The sequence below is a fragment of the Paraburkholderia sp. GAS38 genome, from assembly GCF_050434965.1.
Taxonomy (GTDB): Bacteria; Pseudomonadota; Gammaproteobacteria; order Burkholderiales; family Burkholderiaceae; genus Paraburkholderia; species Paraburkholderia phenazinium_A.
This window is the reverse complement of record NZ_JBNDJO010000004.1, coordinates 466,151-483,445: the sequence shown is the minus strand read 5'-3', so window position 1 is coordinate 483,445 and position 17,295 is coordinate 466,151. Positions and strand designations below refer to the sequence as shown.

Sequence of the window (17,295 nt, the reverse complement as noted above, 5' to 3'; positions counted from 1 at the left end):
GTTCCTGTAAAAGGTCGAGACGTGTGTGTAAGCGGTCGTCAAGCCAACTCGGCAAGCAGTGGACGAAACGATTCGGCAGACTCATTCACAAGCTGCGCAGCCGACTGCCCCAGTTGGTCGATTCCTCGCCCGACAATGCTGTAACCGATGCTATAGCCGGCGAAAAGCGGAAGCAGATTTGCGTCCTTGCCAAAAAACCAAAGACCTTGATCATGGGGCGTTTCGCCCCAACGATCCGCTGCGAGACGAGCCACTCGCGCCAGTTCAGTTGCTGCCAACGCCCGAGCGTAAAACGGCGCCGCTCCGCCCCGGAAATGGGACTCGAAATGACACGCCAATCCTTCAGAGACCAAGGCTTCACCAACCGCGCTGCCATATCCCACACCTTGCATGCGAACCGCATGATGACACTCGTGAGCAAACGCCGAGACAAATTCAATCGCCAAATTGCGGTGAAATGCTGGGTTCTCAGGGTCAAGCGCAAGCGAGATACGAAATGGGCTTTCCGTGTATGCGCCGATCCCGACCTCCGGAATGGTGGCCTCCGGGTCATAGTAAACGGAGCAATCCACCCTATCGATAGGCAGATAAGATTCGACTTCGGCTACGGCGAGCCGAAACAGTTCGCCAAGCTGGTCATGCAACGCAGGGAGTCGACCTTGAGCGTCCAGGATATGCAATTCGCAAGCCATAGTATTGTGTTTTCTCTCTCTGTGGAGTTGCGGGATATTCTAGCGATTGCCAAATATCTTTGGCGAGTGAGCGCTATGGGGAAAGCCGAAGGTCCCTTGTGGGTCGAGTACGGATGTTCAGCGTCGGACCGGGTTCGGCCAGGAGGCGACATTCGACGCCACCGTCTACATCGTCAACAATCGACCTGCGGCACGGGCTGGTCACAGTCGCAGCGAACCGAGTCCGGTTCATCTATTGCGGGTCGCCGTCCTACCACGGCTCTACGTGAAGATGCGGCCACTCGCGCTTCCAGCGCCCAGTTTTTTCGGCGTACACACCCGCTATAGGAAGTACCCGATTAGGCTTGAGATCACCTTCGAACAGGGCCTTCAGGCCAAACGGTTAATAGACTTCAAAGTTCTCATTCAGGCGCTTGACACCGATCGCAACAGTGGCACATGGAAATCGATCTATGCCATCCGAAGCTCGGGTCACGAGGCCAAACGGGATTCCAAACTTCTGCTCGTACCACAATGGGACACGGGCTTGGTTGCGGACCTGTACTTCGACAGGGACGTCAGAAAATATTTGCCTCGCTTTGCAAATGACGTCGTTTTCCGCATCCCAAGACGTATCCGGATCGTAGTAGAACAGGTCGTAATCCCGAATGCCGGAGTGAAATCCCGTTCGCAAGCGAAATTCCAGACGGACTGCGCAATGCAGCCGGCGGTTAGCCACCAATCCTCAAGGCCAAGTTGTGCTGCTCGACTCAGAATTAGCTGGTTCCACCGATTCTTTTGTATAACTTGGATGAGATGATGCTCCAAGGCAGCACTCATACTTTCCTCGCACAAGGGCCACCCCGTTGCTGCGGGCGCGGTTCCGTCGAAGCCGAGATCACGGAGATCAAGCTCATCGACAAAGACGTCGACTACGCGCACCGGATTGTCATCGGAGACATAGTCTTCGAGATACTCGGGCAGCAGGACAGCCTGCGTACGGTCTTCTCCTTCAACGAATCGCTTCATGTGGCCGCCCGATCTGAATGCGTTACTTCAGTTTAGACGATCAGCGTGCGTTTTCACACAAGCTGGGTCGAACTGAGCCGGCCGCGTCAGGCAGAGGTCGGCCATAAACGGCCCTTCGACATACCGTCGCGAATCGTCGACAATCACGAGTCCATCGATGCAATTCCAACAGAATCGGGAGTCTCCATGTATTCCTCTGGACCAGAAGAACTACCGGCCCGCGCACGCGACAGTCATGATCTGGAAGTAGTGCGACGACTTCTCGATGAGAGATATAGTTGTCGGGCATTTCGGTCGGAGCCAGTGTCCCGAGATGTCATTGAGAAAATTCTCGCTTCAGCTCAACGGACGGCCTCGTGGTGCAACAGTCAGTCATGGCATGTCACGATCACGGAGGGTAAGGGTACTGAGCGACTCAAGCGCATACTATACGAACATGCGTCAAGCGAAGAGCCGCAGGAACCCGACTTTGTATTTCCGCGCGAATACCGCGGTGTCTATCTAGACCGACGACGCGAGAGCGGATTTCAACTCTACAGTGCGTTGGGAATTGAGCGAGGTGATAAGGCCGCCTACACTCGACAGACACTGGAGAACTTTCGATTGTTTGGCGCTCCGCATGTCGCAATTGTCACCACGGACGAGGCTTTAGGGGTCTACGGCGCAATCGACTGTGGATGTTACGTCAGCAATTTTCTGCTTGCCGCGCATGCCAGCGGTGTAGCGACAATTCCCCAGGCTGCACTGTCGTCGTATGCGACGGTCGTCCGACGAGAATTGAGCTTGGGTGAGGACCGAAAGATGGTGTGTGCAATTTCCTTCGGGTATGCCGATGAAGCGCATCCTGCCAATTCATATCGAACGAATCGCGCGCCGCTCGAGGATTCTGTCAGATGGATCTCCGTGTAGACAACGACTCCCTCAAGCGACCCGGCATCTGGCCGGTTAGAGCGAAGGCAGGTGGAAATGCCCCCTTAACGCCGAGATACCTTCGAGACGTCATTTGAGTGTCCGGTCTCGATATGTGCAGTCGTAGCTTCAGGGTCGAACTGTGCCGGCCACCATCGGGCTCAGTTCGGCCAGTTTCGGCCGTTCGCAAGAGGGGCCGGGATCGTCGACATATCTTCAAGGCAATTTGTACTCAGTCGCATGAGACGATGCCTAACCGTGAGACCTCCCGTATCAACATGCGCCCGATCCATACCACTATTCTTGATCATCGAAATCCTCACGTTGCTGAGGCGATTCTTGCGGTACAGCATGCAGCCTATCGACAAGAAGCCGCGTTGCTTGGCGTCGAGCGTTTTCCGCCACTAGATCGGAACGTGGCAGATATCCTCCGCTCGGAGGATCGTTTCTTCGGAGCATGGATTGACGATGCCATGGTGGGCGTTGCGAGCATAGCGGCGACCAATGATCAGGCTCCGGCCTGCATCTCGTCTATGACGGTGAGCCCGAGCTATCAGCGAAGAGGCGTTGCGAGCGCCTTAATGTCGACTCTTCTGGCGGAAGTCGGTGCGGAACCACTCACGGTTTCGACCGGGGCACGAAATAGTCCTGCTATCGCACTCTATGTGGCGTTCGGATTTGTCGTTGTTAGATCTTGGAGGTTGGAGGAATTCAATCTTGAGCTTGTTGAGCTAGGACGTGCTGCCGACCCCCTTGACTGAGCAACTATAAAATCCGGTCTATGGGCGCAGGAGCATGTCAGACCGCGTTCGGCCACAAGCAGCCGTTCGGCCCCGTGACCTGGATCGTCAACAATCGCTTCCTGCCGGTCGTGAACGTGCGCGTCACGACAGCCGCAGTCGCCTCACGTCTTGCTGCGGAGGCGCGCCGAACAGACGGCTGTACTCGCGACTGAACTGCGAGGCGCTCTCGTAGCCCACCTGGATCGCGGCACTACCCGCGTCGATGCCAAGGTTGAGCATCATCTGCCGCGCCTCCCGCAGGCGCAGCTGCTTCTGGTATTGCAGAGGACTTGTTCCGGTGATGTTGCGGAAATGCTGACGGAACGTCGAAGGACTCATGTGCGCGTGCGCGGCCAGGTCATCCACCTGGAGTCCCTTCGAGAAATTCTGCTTGAGCCATGTCACGGCCCTGGCGATCTGTTGGCTCGGCGATCCGTTGGCTGCAAGGTGCTGTAACTGCGGACTGTGGGGGCCAGCGAGAAGCCGCACGATGATTTCCTGCTGAAAGAGCGGCGCCAATTGCGGAGCCAATGCCGGTTGGTCCAGCAATTCGATCAGCCGGATCAGGACGCCGATCAGGGCATCGTCAAGAGTTTCGATCGTGATGGGCGTGAAAGCTGGCGTTCGAGGCGGAGCCGGCAACTGCATTTCCGTAGCTGTCTTCACGATATCACGGCTGTCTAGTGTCAGCATCAGACCCAGCATCGGTTCCTCAATACCCGCGCGGGTGACGTGCGAAATCACAGGCAGGTCGACGCTTGCCAGCATCGACTGGCCGGGCCCGTAGTTCACCACCTCTTTTCCTACCAATGCCTGCTTATGGCCCTAGGCAACGACGCCCAGCCCGAGGCTAAAGATGCAGTGCAACGGCTCGGTTGGCCCCTTCCGGCGGTGAAGGGAAAGGGTTGGTATGGCTGTGGCGTAGTCGCCGTCAGACTGGGCAAAGCGGGCGATGGCTCGCGCGAGGCCGTGCGTGCGTGTGGTAGTCGTACTCATTTGCTCGGAACCTCGGTATTTCATGCGCAATCTCTAATGCCAGGACGACGGAAACACTTTACTCCGGTAGAAGACCATTCGCGTGGCTTTAAGCGCGCTTCATCAGTTTAGGCAAGATGTTCGGCGCTTTCGGCAACCTCCCCGGTGCCAATCGCGCGACACTGAAGCCAGTTAGTTCATATCCGATGCTCGAATTTTGGGGCATCAAGAACAGAGAGGACCCACGTATGAATAGCAAGAAAGTGTGGCTGATTACCGGCGCCGGCCGCGGCATGGGCGTGGATATCGCCAAGGCAGCATTGGCGGCCGGCCACAATGTTGTGGCGACCGGCCGCAATCCTGAAAAGGTCAGGAACGCCGTCGGCGATCACGATAATCTTCTGGTCGTCCAGCTGGACGTGACCAGCCCCGCGGATGCCGAGGCCGCCGTCGCAACTACCGTCCAGAGGTTTGGTCGCATTGACGTGCTGGTCAACAACGCGGGCAACTTCTATGGGGGTTTCTTCGAGGAGCTTAGCCCCGCCCAAGTGCGTAGTCAGCTCGAAACGCTTCTGTTCGGCCCGATGAATGTTGCCCGGGCTGTATTGCCGGTGATGCGCAGGCAGCACTCGGGCCTGTTAGTCACAATCTCATCGACGGCTGGCATTACTGCTGGCGTGTTTTGCAGTGCATATGCCGCTGCAAAGTTTGGCATAGAAGGATGGACAGAGTCGCTTGCCCAGGAAATTGCTCCCTTTGGCATTCGCACCATGCTGGTGGAACCTGGTTTCTTCCGAACAGATCTCCTCAGCGCAGACTCAACGACCTACGCCGAACTCTCCATTGATGACTATGCGGCCCGCACTCAGGAGACCGTGACTGCATGGAAAGGCATGAACGGCAAGCAGGGTGGCGATCCGGGCAAACTTGCCGCCGCGCTAGTGGAGTTGACCGCACAGGAAGAGCCGCCCGCTCGCTTCGCCGCTGGCGCGGATGCAGTTGAGGCTTTTGAATCCAAGGCGAACACCTTGCTCGCTCAGGCGAATGCCCACCGCGAGCTGTCTTCATCTCTTTCACACGACACAGAATAAAGACGGGCGCCGCCGGACAAGGGTTCGGCACCCTGGCCTTTGATGCATCCGACCAGGGGCGAGCGGCAGGCGCGACTATCTTCCGCTCAGGCTGGAACCGCGCCGATTTGCTGCAAGAGGGCCAACAGGTCAGGTTGCCCGCGTTCTTCGACAATTTTTCCGTTGAAAAAGCGATAGAAGTTCACCGCCTGAACCTCGATCTTCTTTCCGCTTGCGGGCACGCCAAAGAAGGTGGATTGGTGAGCACCGCGCATGATAAAACGTGCAGCAACCGTATCGTTTTCCGCGATCATTTCTTCGAGCGTCCATTGAATGTCGGGGAAACCAGAGCGCATCATGCCGAGGATTTCCATGTACCCGCGCGGTCCAATGAAAGGATCCGGGCTGACGGGGGCGTGGAAGATTGCATCGGCATCAACAAGCTCTTCGGCAAGCGCCTCGCTGGCTGTATTGATGAATTCAACAAAGCGGGACATCAACAGTTTGTTCGATTCGGCGGACATGGTTTGAACCTTGTAAGTGAGCGTGGCCGCCGGCAACGGCGTCGTTTGCGCGCGCCGCCAAACGAGAGGCGGAGCAAGTTGCGGTAGGTCGCGTACGTGCCGGGTTCAGCCCGCTTACGACAACTGCAACAAGTCTAGACTGCAAATCCATTGAGATAAATGCGTGATATATTTGGACATTCACAACAGGACGTTTCGAATGGACCGCCTCACAGGTATCAGCGTTTTCACGAAAGCAGTGGAATTGGGTTCGTTCTCGGCGGCTGGGGATGCGCTTCAGATGTCGCCACAACTGGTCGGAAAACACGTCCAGGTGTTGGAACAGAGTCTTGGCGTGCGTTTGCTGAACAGAACGACGCGCAGGCAAAGCCCGACGGATATCGGCCGGGCTTATTACGAACGCGCCAAGATCATCCTCGCGGAAGTCGAGGCGGCCGAAAGCCTCGTGGCCGAGACCCGTTCAGTGCCGACGGGCCGTCTGAAGATAAATGCGCCCGTGAGCTTCGGCATGCACACCTTGGCGCCTAAGTTGCCGGAGTACATTAAGGCGTTTCAGCAGGTCGCAGTTGACGTGACTCTGTCGAATCGAGCTGTCGATCTGATTGACGAGGGTTATGACGCCGTGTTCAGGATTGGCGAACTGGGGGATAGCGGCCTGATTGCTCAGCCACTGGCTCCATACCGGTTAGTGCTCTGCGCCTCGCCGTCGTATCTTGCTGCAAACCCGCGCATAACAGTTCCCGCTGATCTCGAGCACCATGAGTGTCTTGGCTTTACGCATACGGAACTACGATCGGAGTGGACGTTTGATGGCCCTGACGGCCGCGTCGCTGTGCAGGTCTCGGGGCGGTTCATGGGAGACCATGGTGAGGTGCTGCTGGCGGCCGCCGTGGCGGGCGTCGGGGTCATGCTTCAACCCGTGGAACTGGTGAAGGGCGAACTCGATCGGCGCAGTCTGGTTGTGGTGCTTCCGGACTATCAGGCGCCTTCGCGGCCATTACATGTTCTATATGCGCGTGATCGCCGCGTGACGCCCAAGTTGAGGAGCTTTCTGGATTTTGCGCGGGAGCACTTCGGAGCTTAGCGAAGTGATAGTTCCTCAGGGTTGTCCAAATGCCATCGGCGCCACACCCTGTCGAGCGAGCGATGGTGGCAATGACCGCTTTCGGGAAAACTGAAGGTCTCTGATGGGTCGAACTGAGACGGTCGTCATCGGGCTCAGTTCGACCACGCACGGCCCGTCGACTGCTCCATCAAAATCAACGACAATCCGGAAGAGTCGTCAATCTCAGCATATTCGGGGAGAGTCCAATGCCGGTTTCCATGTCCAGGTTGATACTTTACGTCCGTGATGTCGAGTTGCTGAAGTCGTTCTATCAGACCCATTTCGGGTTTCCGGTCACCGAAGAAATCGAAAGCGAATGGGCTGTGCTGAAAGCCGGTGAGATTGAGATTGCTTTCCACAGAGTTGGCGAGCCCTATCGCGAACGACCACATCACCCCAACACTTCGAACGCAAAAATTGTCTTTTCGGTGGAGTCAGGGCTATCGGAGTTGCGCGAGAAACTGTTGAGTAGGGGTGTCCGGATGCGTGACTTGAAACGCTACGATGGCTTCGCGCAATTGATGTGCGACGGAGAAGACCCCGAGGGAAACGTCTTTCAACTTTCCCAAGCTGATTAGATGACGCACTGGTCTCAAGTGACTCGTCCGTCCCGCGCGGTAGCAGCCTCTACAAGGGAAGGTATATGACTGGAAAAGCTGATGTATCGCAGGCTGCTAGCTTAATGCCGGTCGCAGCGGGTCTCATGGTGATATCCGCCGCGATCGTGGCGATCCACGGCGATGGATTCGAAAGAGTCTGCGGCGCGGCAATCGCGATAGGGGCCGCCCTGATCCTCGGTGGTTACCTGATGTCTCGGTTCGGAAGCGATAAAACGTAAGCGAGACTGAAACGGAGATCGTTGAAGGACAGAAGCTCTATCTGGATGAGTGTCGGCCGAAAGCGCGGCGACGGTTGTCGTAGACAACTCAGACCTCGCAGCTCCTATCATTCGACTGCGACCGTGAAGCCGTTGGAACTAGATCTGGAATTGCATGAGACGGTGTTCGGCCATGAAGAGTCCTTCGATGAGATCTTGGAGGAGGGGTCTAATCGCTATCGTCGTCGCCCGGCCAGATTCGATCGATGTTTTCCGCATAAAATGCGATCGCTCTCTTGTAAGCGACCACTTCTGCGTCGCCGCTGGTATCCGCGATAAGCAGCAGGAGAAGTCTCATTGCCTCCGTGTGCTCGCCCACATTGTGCAGCGTCATTGCGAGGAAGACGTCGAAGGATCGATGTGACGGAAATTTGCCACGACCGCACATCAGCACCCGTCTCGCATTTTCGTAGTCCCCAAGTGTGCGATACGTGCTACCGAGCCCCAGATAGGCGTTGGCTTCGTCCTCCGGGTCGCTCAAGCCGAGTGCCAGGGCTTTTTCGTAGTAAGGCACTGCTGCCTTTTCGAGCCCTAATCGATCGTGAATGGCGGCTGCTTGATACTGCACAAAGGCGCTCTCGGGTCTTTCGCCGGCCAATTCAATCATGAGGGCGAGGACCGCCTCATATTCACCAGATGCACGAAGGTTCATCGCTCGCGTCAGGCGTTCTTCGAAGGTGTCTTTCAATCCTGATCTCTCATTGGTTCGCACTGTAGCGTATTTGGCGACTGTATCTTATATCTCCGTGGCGTGAAAAAATAGCTGCGATGCCGCTGCTAGTGATTGTTGCGCTAGTGTGGCGGCCACTACTTCGATTCCCGGGGCGGCGCAGTTTCGCGGATCGACGTGAGGGCGGGGCGGTCGAAGCAAACCCGTCTGGAACTGAAGCGGGCACAACCCTCTGCCATGCAGGGTTGTGCCCGGTCTGGTAAGCACTACTGTGCACGGATCTCCAGTGCATTCTTCACGGACGTCACGCCCGCTACTCCTTGAGCGGTTTGCGTAGCTATGTCGCTTTGCGCTTGCTCACTCACCCGACCTTCCAACGTCACTGCACCGTCGCGTGCACGGACTGTGATGTTGTCAGCGGTCAAGCCCTTCGCCCTGGCCAGTGCCTTAAGCACCTTGCGTTGCAGAGCGCGGTTGGCCGCCCTGGTTGCCTTGGCGCTCGGGGCAGCTGTCGTGGCGGGTGCAGCCGTCGCATCGCTGCTTTGCGCATACGCGTTGAGCGAAGCCATTACGATGAGCGCGCCACTGATGGCCTTGATTGCCTGGGATGCTTTCATTTATGTCTCTCCTATTATCATGGTTCGTCGTGGTTCCTCTCGGGTCTTAAATTGACACTGTTCGATTAGAACGAGTGTTCGATACCTGCGTACACGCCAGTCTGGCTGTGGCCCGGAAGCGGGTTGTCCGCTTGCGGGTTTCCCGGAGTGCTCGGCAGGTTGGCCTCGAGGCTGAAGGTAGCATTGCTGCTGTTACGCACGCTAGCGACCTGGATGTCAAGCAAAGTGCGCTTGGAGAGGTTGTACGAACCGCCAATCGTGTACATGGTTGCGTTCCCTGCGCCATTGTTCGCATTGACGTGGTACACGGCGGCAATCAACTGCGCGGCCGGCGTAGCATGCCAGGTCACACCGCCGTATTCCTGGTTTGCTGTCGTCGCAACGCCAGTCGCGGCGCCGTTCACCCCCGAGCTACGCAAGCCGTCATACATGGCGTTCAGCGTGAATGGCCCTAGGATCAGGTTGCCGCCAGCCATATATTCGCGTGAGGAAGCCCATACACCGTCCGTTGCGTCGCCAAGGCCGCCGTTCACATTGCGGACTTCGTCATAGACAGCGCGAAGCTGGACAAGACTGTTGTTGTACTTGAGTTCCACAGCGTCTGAACGGCCTTCATTGTTAAATTGACCGCCGTTGCCCGTAGCGCCATTGTTAAAGTTCGTGGTGTTACCCAGTGAGTACTGGACGCGCGCTGCGAAGCCGCCGAAGGTTTGCGAGTCGTAATTGATGTTGTTGCTCGAGGCCTGCCAGTTGCGGCCACGTACCAGCGATGCTGACGACCACGAGGACTGGGCGAACGGGTCATATGCCCAAAGGTCCTCGCCATCAAGGGTCAGCTCGCGACCCAAGGTCAGGGTACCGTACGTGGTGTCCGAGAGCCCAACCAATGCATAACGATTGAAGAGTTCGCCGCCGCCGGGTAGGGCACCCGTCGCTGTGCTGAAAGAACCTTCCAGGTGGAACACGGTGGACAAGCCACCGCCCAGGTCTTCCACGCCCTTCATACCCCAGAGGCTGGTACCCCAGTCACCGCTTTCCAGTTTTACGCGAGACGTGGAGCCCGACCCAGTCGTGCTAGGTATTCCACTCATGTATTCAACACCCGCATCCAGGCGGCCGAACAGCGTCACGCTGCTTTGAGCGTGCGCAATGACGCCAGCTGACATCAGCGCAGCGGCGAGTAAAGCTTTTTTCATCGTCTCCTCCATATCCTGTTAAAAAGAAAAACCAGAAGTACTACTAATGGTGTTCGGGCACCACGGGCGCCTGAACAGACATCTCATACCAGGGAGGCAGTTAGACCGACCGGGATGTGTTGTCGTGACCATGTGGCCTGAGGCTATCTTTGCGTCACGTGGATCGCTCGTCGGCCGCCATCGCCCCTGTTTGCGTAGTCAAACTACTTTCAAATAACTTTCTTTTCGTACTTTGCCTACTGACTGGTTGAGAGAATACCCGAGAGTCGGACAAAAAAATCGATATCAGATGGACTGGTGTGGCGAAATTGCAATATTGATCCGTGTAAGCGGATCGTCGTGAAGTTCTAGAGCCTCGTATAACAAGGGAATTAAAGTTACCTGGGTGTAGAGCCAAGGATTGTCACTATTGACACTCAAAATCGATGAGAGTAGCGCGTGGCGCGATAGACATTTACCAGGAGATTTATGCGGCTGATGGATTGTCAGTGAAGGTATTTATGCGGATGACGGCGATAGTGCATGGTCATGTAAATTTCAGTAATAAACTGGAAATATAAATAATGTTTTAATTTTCTGATGCTCATATTTAGGCGTCGCTATACCGTTAACCACATTTCGGGCCGCAGTTCGATGCAACTCAGCGTCTACCGTCCGGCGGCAAGCGGCGTGGAAGCCTATGTACAAAGGGGTTAGGGTTTCCTGGGAAAAGGGGCACGGTTCGCCAGGCGTGCCGCCAAAGATTGTTATTGTTGTTGGCAAAAATAGATTAAAAAATCACGCATCTTTATATGTTTTATGCAAGAGTTCGCGCGACCAGGGACGATTGCATGCGAACAAGTAAAATCATGCGACAGGCCGGTAATATAAGTGGTGGTCGATTTGCTGTAGCATGCGCGTAGATGCGTCGCGATGCACATTTCGAGTTGCGTTTCATGATTGTGCGCGGTTGGTTAACAACCAGGCCGAAAGCGACATTACATGCGAAAATTGAAATTGAGAATTTCAGTTAAACCGCAACCCGATAATCCTGGAGGCTGATTGGTGTAAGACAATACCCGTGCAGCAGAGATATTGCTGCGTTGCTGGTATTAGTGTTTGCTCCAGTTTCCGCGGGCGGCATAAAGCCGAGCGGTTGCATCGGCCGGCGAGCGGAACGGGCCTGTTCAGTAGCGTCCACAACACAACGAAGCCCCTGGTCATCGAAGGGCCGGCACGCCAGCCGACGATGGGTCGGGCAAACGCGTTGATCACGAACGCCACACAGAGGCTGCCCTCCCACGTCTAGAGGTACGTGAAATCCGCAACTCACAACTGGTTCGGCCCGTCAGCCGTGAACTGACGGTTGACTCGGTCCAGCGGACGTGGGGCCGGAACTTCGGGGATGGTTGTGCTTACTCGGTTGCCGTGAATCACGCCGCGCAAACCCTGTTGGGGAAATCTTCAATACCTTGCAGATCGGCTTCTTGAGTCGATCGCGTTCCGACGTGGTTACGCCCTCGCACTCGACGCTATCGACTTCGTCTCGTTTGACCACCCCAGCAATGTCCGGCTCGCCCCGGGTGGAAAAAATGCCATCTCAACGCTGGCAAATGACAACGGAGTGAGACTCGATGTCTACTGGTGTGAAAAGTAACGCTGTGCCGAGTGCAGGCCAGCACGTCGACGGACCGAGGCTGCTAGGCGAGATCGGCGACACCAACGCGCGCTTTGCGCTGGAGACAGGACCGGGGGAGATTGTTCAGGTGCAGGAATATCCCTGCGCCGACTATCCGGGGATCGCCGAAGTCATCAGGAAGTACCTGAAAGACATGCAGATTGGCCGCGTGAATCACGGGGCGATTGCAATTGCAAACCCGGTCGACGGCGACCGGATCAGCATGACCAACCCCGACTGGACCTTTTCGATCGAGGCGACGCGCCGCGCGCTGGGCTTCGGCACGTTGCTGGTCGTCAACGACTTCACGGCGCTGGCGATGGCATTGCCGGGCCTGACGGATTCGCAACGCGTGCAGGTGGGCGGCGGCGCACGGCGGCCTAACAGCGTGATCGGGCTGCTGAACCCTGGCACGGGTCTCGGCGTCGGCGGCCTGATCCCCGCCGCCGACCGCTGGATTGCCCTGGACAGTGAAGGCGGCCACACCACCTTCGCACCGGCCGACGAGCGCGAAGATCTGGTGCTGCAATATGCGCGCAACAAGTGGTCGCATGTATCGTTTGAGCGCGTGTCAGCAGGCTCAGGCATCGAAGTCATTTATCGGGCGCTGGCAGCGCGCGACAAAAAATGCGTAACCTTCGACACGTCCGACGTGGTCAAGCGCGCGCTCGATGGCGAGCCGCTGGCGGCGGAATCGGTTGAGGTGTTCTGCAGCATCCTCGGCACCTTCGCCGGCAACATTGCGGTGACGCTGGGGTCGCTGGGCGGCATCTACATTGGCGGCGGCGTGGTGCCGCGGCTGGGCGAGTTCCTTGAGCGTTCGTCGTTCCGCGAGCGCTTCGAAGCGAAAGGCCGCTTCGAGTCGTATCTGAAGAACGTGCCGACCTACGTGATCACCGCCGAGTATCCCGCGTTGCTTGGCGTCTCGGCGATTCTGGCGGAGCAGTTGTCGAATCGCGCGGGCGGGAATTCGACGGCGGTGTTCGAACGCATCCGTCAGATGCGTGACGCGTTGACGTCGGCAGAGCGGCGCGTGGCGGATCTGGCGTTGAATCATCCGCGATCGATCATCAACGATCCGATCATCGACATTGCACGCAAGGCCGAAGTAGGCACGTCGACGGTGATCCGTTTTTGCCGCTCGCTGGGCTGGCCGAGATTGTCCGATTTCAAGCTGAAGCTGGCGACCGGGTTGACCGGGACGATTCCGGTGAGTCACAGCCAGGTGCACCCGGGCGACATGGCGACGGACTTTGGCGCGAAGGTGCTCGACAACACGATCTCGGCGATTCTGCAATTGCGTGAGCATTTGAACTTCGAGCATGTCGAGCGGGCGATCGAACTGTTGAACGACGCTCGCCGGATTGAATTCTACGGGCTCGGCAATTCGAATGTCATCGTGCAGGATGCGCACTACAAGTTCTTCCGCTTTGGGATCCCTACGATTGCTTATGGCGACCCCTACATGCAGGCTGCGTCGGCCGCGCTGCTTGGGGTGGGCGATGTGATTGTTGCCGTGTCGAGGTCAGGGTGTGCGCCGGAGTTGCTGCGTGTGCTGGACGTGGCGATGCAGGCTGGAGCGCAGGTGATTGCTATTACGTCTAGCAATACTCCGTTGGCTAAACGCGCTACGGTGGCGCTGGGGAAGGATCATATTGAGATTCGTGAGTCCCAGCTTTCCATGATTTCGCGGATCCTGCATCTGGTCATGATTGATATTCTTGCCGTTGGCGTGGCTATTCGGCGCGCTGTGCCCGGCGAAGATGTGGCTGAGGCTATCGCCAGGTTGCGCGGTAGTGCGGATGATGATGTCACTGCTGCGCTCGATTGGCTTAGTCATGGGGGGGCTGGTGCCGCGACGGGTTCCCGTAAGAAGTCGGTCTTGCAGAATGGCGTGAAACAAGACGTGGGGCTGGAACGGGCATGGCCCACCCATCGCGCGCCTTAGGAGCCGATTGCGCCCCAGTGAGTCCCCCGTCCGGAGGGGTTTCCCAAGATTGTTGTTGTTCGAATAATTGTATATTCAAATTATCAACATAAAAATCCAATAGTAAGGGTATACACTGACTGCCATGTTGCTGTAACGCGAAGTTGTGGTTCCTTCTGCAGCCTCTTGGCAAAGCCGAAACTCTCTATTGGAGGTACGTCATGAATACCAAATTCATCGCCGCTGTCCTGATCGCGGCTTCGACCGCCATCGCGGCCCCTGCTTTCGCAGCGGGCGGGAGCGGTGGCGGCGGAACCGGTCCCGCTGGACCGGTCGGGTATGACTGGGGCGCTACGCCACAAGGTCAGCAGGTACAAAAAGTCTGGGCTGAACGGGCTGAACGTCAAGGCGCCGACCGCAATGCGAACACGGCTTACGGCGGCAGCGACAGCACGGGGTCGCAATCGGGCGCACCGTCGTCCGTCGGCGCAAGTCACTGACCGCGAGGGGGTACCCGCGTTGCTCGTTCTGGCCAAATTCGGCTGGTGCGTGTGACCGTTCCGGAGAATCCTGAGTACCCCCTATGGGGCGGCTTTTGCCGCTCTCGAACACCGTGCGCCACGCAATTCCCTCGTTCGCGAGCGCGCCGAGCACCACCGGACGGAACGCGCAACGTTCGTCTACCATCGACAGTGGCAGCGGCCGCTTCTGCCACGCATCGCTGCCGCGTCCCTTCACCCACACCAGCGGTTCGACGCGAATAACTTCGCCTTCGGCTTCGCTCCCGACGTATTCGACCAGCGACACGTCCACGCGACCGCTATTCACCGCCTCGTTCAATTCAGGCGACGCTGCGCACACCAATGAAATCTCCACGTGCGGATAGGCTTCGGCGAATGCTTTCATCGCGGGCGCAAGCGGCGTTACGAGATCGTAGGGCACGCCGACGCGCAGGCGGCCGCGCAGCGGCTGGCCGGTCATATCGGCCCAGATTTCGTCGTTCAGCCGCAGCAGTTGGCGCGCCTTGACGAGAAACTGCTCGCCTTGATGCGACAGTTCCAGCTTGCGCGTCTTGCGCACGAATAGAAGACAGTCCAGCACGTCTTCGAGGCGTTTCACCTGCTGGCTGACGGCGCCCTGCGTCATGTGCAGAAGATTTGCGGCGACAGTCATGCTGCCGCTATCGACTACGGCGACGAAGGTGCGGATCAGATCGAGATCGAGGTTTCGTGTCATCGACACATTATGTCTCGTAATGGATTGCATCAACATTATTGCCTTTGACGATGCGTCGGCGATCCGTACAGTGCTAGTCTCGTTCACCCGGATGCGAAACGATCCCCCCGATTCTGCTGCTTGTTCTGTTCGCGGCCGCCCCGGGGCTTCGTAGCATGCTGCTCGCCGCACCCGTCATTCCGACCTGGAGATAATCATGGCTGTTTACCCCTTCGCCGAATCATTCGACCTCGAATCCGCGTTTGGCGACGTGTCCGACTATTGGTCGCCCAAAGTCGTCGCGCAGGTCAACGATCAATACGTGAAGATCGCAAAAGTGCGCGGCCAACTCGTGTGGCACGACCACGCGCATGAGGACGAATTGTTCTTTGTCGTGCGCGGGCATCTGAAGATCGAATACGAAGGCGGCCGCGTTGTCGATTTGCCTGCAGGTTCGATGCATGTTGTGCCGCGCGGTACGCGGCACAACCCGGTCGCCGATGAGGAATGCTGGATCGTGCTGATCGAGCCCATGCAGACGAAACACACGGGCGACGTGGAATCGCCGCTGACGAGGACAATTGACGAACAATTGCGTTGATCACGCTGAGTTCATCTCTTCACACGGCGGCTAACCTTCCAGGTTCGGACATTGAGCGACATTGCTCGGACTGGCCGTTGAGGGTCGGCATGTGCCGTAGCCAGCGACACTCAATTTTCGAAATGAATCGGCGGTGTGCGAAGCGGGACATGCAGCGCGTTGACGCGCCGGTGCGTGTGCTCCCCAGCGTAGGGGGTAATGTGGGCGGCCTCGAGCACGGCCGTTGCGTCGCATTGGGTGATGGCGCAACGACCGGCGTAGGCGTCCAGCAAGGCCTCGCGAAACTCTTTCTGGCCCCGTGCAGTGCCTCCACCCACTCTGAGAAGCCGGTATATTGCGATGCGAGACATCCCTCTCAGAGATAGATAAAGGCTTGTATGCTCGACGGCGTATCCCTCGACCAGCTTAGAACATTCATCGCCGCGGTGGACGAAGGAAGCTTCTCCGCGGCGGCTCGACGCTTGAACCGCGTGCAGTCCGCAGTCAGCGGCTGGGTGAGTGCTTTGGAGGAGCAGATCGGCATCACACTATTCGACAGGTCAGGGCGTTTCCCAAAACTAACGCCTGAAGGCGTGCTCCTTCTTGCGGATGCGCGGGCCATCGTGTCGGGTGTTGACACTCTCAAAGCTCGGGCAAAGCTCATGGCCTCGGGGGTCGAGGCCGAGCTCTCCGTGGTGTTCGATGTCTTCTTTCCCACTGCCGCCATCAGCGAGGCAGCCAGAGCGTTCACCAAGCGCTTCCCGTTGACGCCGTTACGGATCTTCGTGGAGGGTTTGGGTGCTGGGTATCAGCCGGTACTGGAGGGGCGCTGCACGTTGGGAATCCTCGCCTCACTCCCAATCGACTTCCCGTCGCTGGCTGTCGACCGCCTCGGCACCGTCCCGTTGGTGATGGTTGCTGCGCGTGGCCACCCGCTTGCAAACTTCGAGGGCCATATCCCCAAGAAGGAACTCTCTAAGCACGTGCAACTGGTCTTGACCGATCGTTCACAGCTGCTCGCTGGCCGCGACTACGGGGTCCTATCGTCTACGACCTGGCGCCTGGCCGATCTGTCCACGAAATATGCGTTGCTCAAGGACTGTGTCGGCTGGGGAGGGATGCCTCTTCACATGGTGGAGAAAGACATTGCCTCCGGTGACCTGGTCGCCCTTGACGTCGATGGTGTCCCGCGCGCCGGCGCCATGCTGACCATTTCTGCCGTCTACCCAGCCGCAGCGCCTCCTGGTCCAGCTGGCCGCTGGCTCGTTGAGCATCTGAAAGACTGGTCGAGCGCAAGAGAGTCGCCTGCACCCGCAAAACTCTAGCGCTAGGCCGCGGCCTTAACCGAAAGTCATTCGACCTCGCGAGCCAGAAGGTAGACCGCAAAGCCCGTCTTGGCCATTCAACGCCCCGACGATGCAAGTGACGTCCGTACGACCTGTCCTACTCACGAATTCGGCGCGTGGAACCTGCGGATCGCATCAAGTTGTT

Annotated in this window: 16 protein-coding genes and 6 pseudogenes; 9 read left to right on the top strand and 13 right to left on the bottom strand. The window is 57.6% G+C overall.

Annotated features, from left to right (window positions below; genetic code table 11):
* Positions 1-38: 38 nt before the first annotated feature.
* The 4 genes and pseudogenes from P3T42_RS12630 to P3T42_RS12615 all read right to left on the bottom strand — a co-directional run.
* Positions 39-680 (bottom strand): DUF2268 domain-containing putative Zn-dependent protease, encoded by a 642-nt coding sequence (locus P3T42_RS12630; RefSeq protein WP_429306221.1) that lies wholly within the window; start codon positions 678-680, stop codon positions 39-41.
* 262 nt (positions 681-942) lie between these two features.
* Positions 943-1,410 (bottom strand): annotated as a pseudogene (locus P3T42_RS12625) (nucleotidyltransferase family protein).
* Positions 1,371-1,511, bottom strand: a pseudogene (locus P3T42_RS12620) (nucleotidyltransferase family protein); the annotation flags it as partial. The pseudogenes P3T42_RS12620 and P3T42_RS12625, both read right to left, overlap by 40 nt.
* Before the next feature lie 14 nt (positions 1,512-1,525).
* Positions 1,526-1,700: pseudogene (locus P3T42_RS12615) on the bottom strand (IS5/IS1182 family transposase); the annotation flags it as partial.
* 186 nt (positions 1,701-1,886) lie between these two features.
* On the opposite strand from P3T42_RS12615, the gene P3T42_RS12610 reads away from it, so the two are divergent.
* Together P3T42_RS12610 and P3T42_RS12605 are read left to right on the top strand one after the other, a co-directional pair.
* Positions 1,887-2,609: a nitroreductase gene (locus P3T42_RS12610; RefSeq protein ID WP_429306220.1), complete on the top strand. Its 723-nt coding sequence runs from the start codon at positions 1,887-1,889 to the stop codon at positions 2,607-2,609.
* A gap of 248 nt (positions 2,610-2,857) precedes the next feature.
* Positions 2,858-3,370: a GNAT family N-acetyltransferase gene (locus tag P3T42_RS12605; RefSeq protein ID WP_429306219.1), complete on the top strand. Its 513-nt coding sequence runs from the start codon at positions 2,858-2,860 to the stop codon at positions 3,368-3,370.
* Between the two features lie 123 nt (positions 3,371-3,493).
* Here the strand turns inward: P3T42_RS12605 and P3T42_RS12600 are convergent, their stop codons facing one another.
* A complete protein-coding gene (locus tag P3T42_RS12600) occupies positions 3,494-3,796 on the bottom strand; it encodes a helix-turn-helix domain-containing protein (RefSeq protein WP_429306306.1) in 303 nt (100 codons plus the stop codon).
* A gap of 66 nt (positions 3,797-3,862) precedes the next feature.
* A pseudogene (locus P3T42_RS12595) lies at positions 3,863-4,204 on the bottom strand (AraC family transcriptional regulator); the annotation flags it as partial.
* Between the two features lie 410 nt (positions 4,205-4,614).
* Between P3T42_RS12595 and P3T42_RS12590 the strand changes: the two are divergent.
* Positions 4,615-5,457 (top strand): SDR family oxidoreductase, encoded by an 843-nt coding sequence (locus P3T42_RS12590; RefSeq protein ID WP_429306218.1) that lies wholly within the window; start codon positions 4,615-4,617, stop codon positions 5,455-5,457.
* Positions 5,458-5,543: 86 nt separating this feature from the next.
* On the opposite strand, the gene P3T42_RS12585 is transcribed toward P3T42_RS12590, so the two are convergent.
* The gene (locus P3T42_RS12585; protein WP_429306217.1) at positions 5,544-5,960 is read right to left on the bottom strand and encodes an ester cyclase; all 417 of its coding nucleotides are present in this window, start codon (positions 5,958-5,960) and stop codon (positions 5,544-5,546) included.
* A gap of 199 nt (positions 5,961-6,159) precedes the next feature.
* Here P3T42_RS12585 and P3T42_RS12580 point away from each other — a divergent pair, with 199 nt between their 5' ends.
* The 3 genes from P3T42_RS12580 to P3T42_RS12570 all read left to right on the top strand — a co-directional run bounded on the left by P3T42_RS12580 (position 6,160) and on the right by P3T42_RS12570 (position 7,903).
* On the top strand, positions 6,160-7,044 hold the full coding sequence (locus tag P3T42_RS12580) for a LysR family transcriptional regulator (RefSeq protein ID WP_429306216.1): 885 nt from the start codon (positions 6,160-6,162) through the stop codon (positions 7,042-7,044).
* 227 nt (positions 7,045-7,271) lie between these two features.
* Positions 7,272-7,643 (top strand): VOC family protein, encoded by a 372-nt coding sequence (locus tag P3T42_RS12575; protein WP_074294986.1) that lies wholly within the window; start codon positions 7,272-7,274, stop codon positions 7,641-7,643.
* Between the two features lie 65 nt (positions 7,644-7,708).
* Positions 7,709-7,903, top strand: coding sequence for a hypothetical protein (locus P3T42_RS12570; RefSeq protein WP_429306215.1), 195 nt, complete (start codon positions 7,709-7,711; stop codon positions 7,901-7,903).
* A 208-nt stretch (positions 7,904-8,111) separates the two neighbouring features.
* Here the strand turns inward: P3T42_RS12570 and P3T42_RS12565 are convergent, their stop codons facing one another.
* The 4 genes and pseudogenes from P3T42_RS12565 to P3T42_RS12550 form a co-directional block, all read right to left on the bottom strand.
* Entirely contained in the window at positions 8,112-8,630 is a 519-nt protein-coding gene (locus P3T42_RS12565) for a tetratricopeptide repeat protein (RefSeq protein ID WP_429306214.1), read from the bottom strand.
* A gap of 248 nt (positions 8,631-8,878) precedes the next feature.
* On the bottom strand, positions 8,879-9,229 hold the full coding sequence (locus tag P3T42_RS12560; RefSeq protein WP_074294988.1) for a BON domain-containing protein: 351 nt from the start codon (positions 9,227-9,229) through the stop codon (positions 8,879-8,881).
* 65 nt (positions 9,230-9,294) lie between these two features.
* Entirely contained in the window at positions 9,295-10,425 is a 1,131-nt protein-coding gene (locus P3T42_RS12555; protein WP_074294990.1) for a porin, read from the bottom strand.
* A gap of 1,141 nt (positions 10,426-11,566) precedes the next feature.
* Positions 11,567-11,853, bottom strand: a pseudogene (locus tag P3T42_RS12550) (IS3 family transposase); the annotation flags it as partial.
* Between the two features lie 185 nt (positions 11,854-12,038).
* Here P3T42_RS12550 and P3T42_RS12545 point away from each other — a divergent pair.
* A pseudogene (locus tag P3T42_RS12545) lies at positions 12,039-13,940 on the top strand (bifunctional transcriptional regulator/glucokinase); the annotation flags it as partial.
* 420 nt (positions 13,941-14,360) lie between these two features.
* Here the strand turns inward: P3T42_RS12545 and P3T42_RS12540 are convergent.
* On the bottom strand, positions 14,361-15,245 hold the full coding sequence (locus tag P3T42_RS12540; protein ID WP_429306305.1) for a LysR family transcriptional regulator: 885 nt from the start codon (positions 15,243-15,245) through the stop codon (positions 14,361-14,363).
* A gap of 196 nt (positions 15,246-15,441) precedes the next feature.
* Here P3T42_RS12540 and P3T42_RS12535 point away from each other — a divergent pair, with 196 nt between their 5' ends.
* A complete protein-coding gene (locus P3T42_RS12535) occupies positions 15,442-15,825 on the top strand; it encodes a cupin domain-containing protein (protein WP_074294992.1) in 384 nt (127 codons plus the stop codon).
* 110 nt (positions 15,826-15,935) lie between these two features.
* Here the strand turns inward: P3T42_RS12535 and P3T42_RS12530 are convergent, their stop codons facing one another.
* Complete coding sequence (locus P3T42_RS12530) at positions 15,936-16,175, bottom strand: HNH endonuclease (RefSeq protein WP_429306213.1); 240 nt, start codon at positions 16,173-16,175, stop codon at positions 15,936-15,938.
* Positions 16,176-16,202: 27 nt separating this feature from the next.
* On the opposite strand from P3T42_RS12530, the gene P3T42_RS12525 reads away from it, so the two are divergent.
* A complete protein-coding gene (locus tag P3T42_RS12525; RefSeq protein ID WP_429306212.1) occupies positions 16,203-17,129 on the top strand; it encodes a LysR family transcriptional regulator in 927 nt (308 codons plus the stop codon).
* Positions 17,130-17,295: the final 166 nt, after the last annotated feature.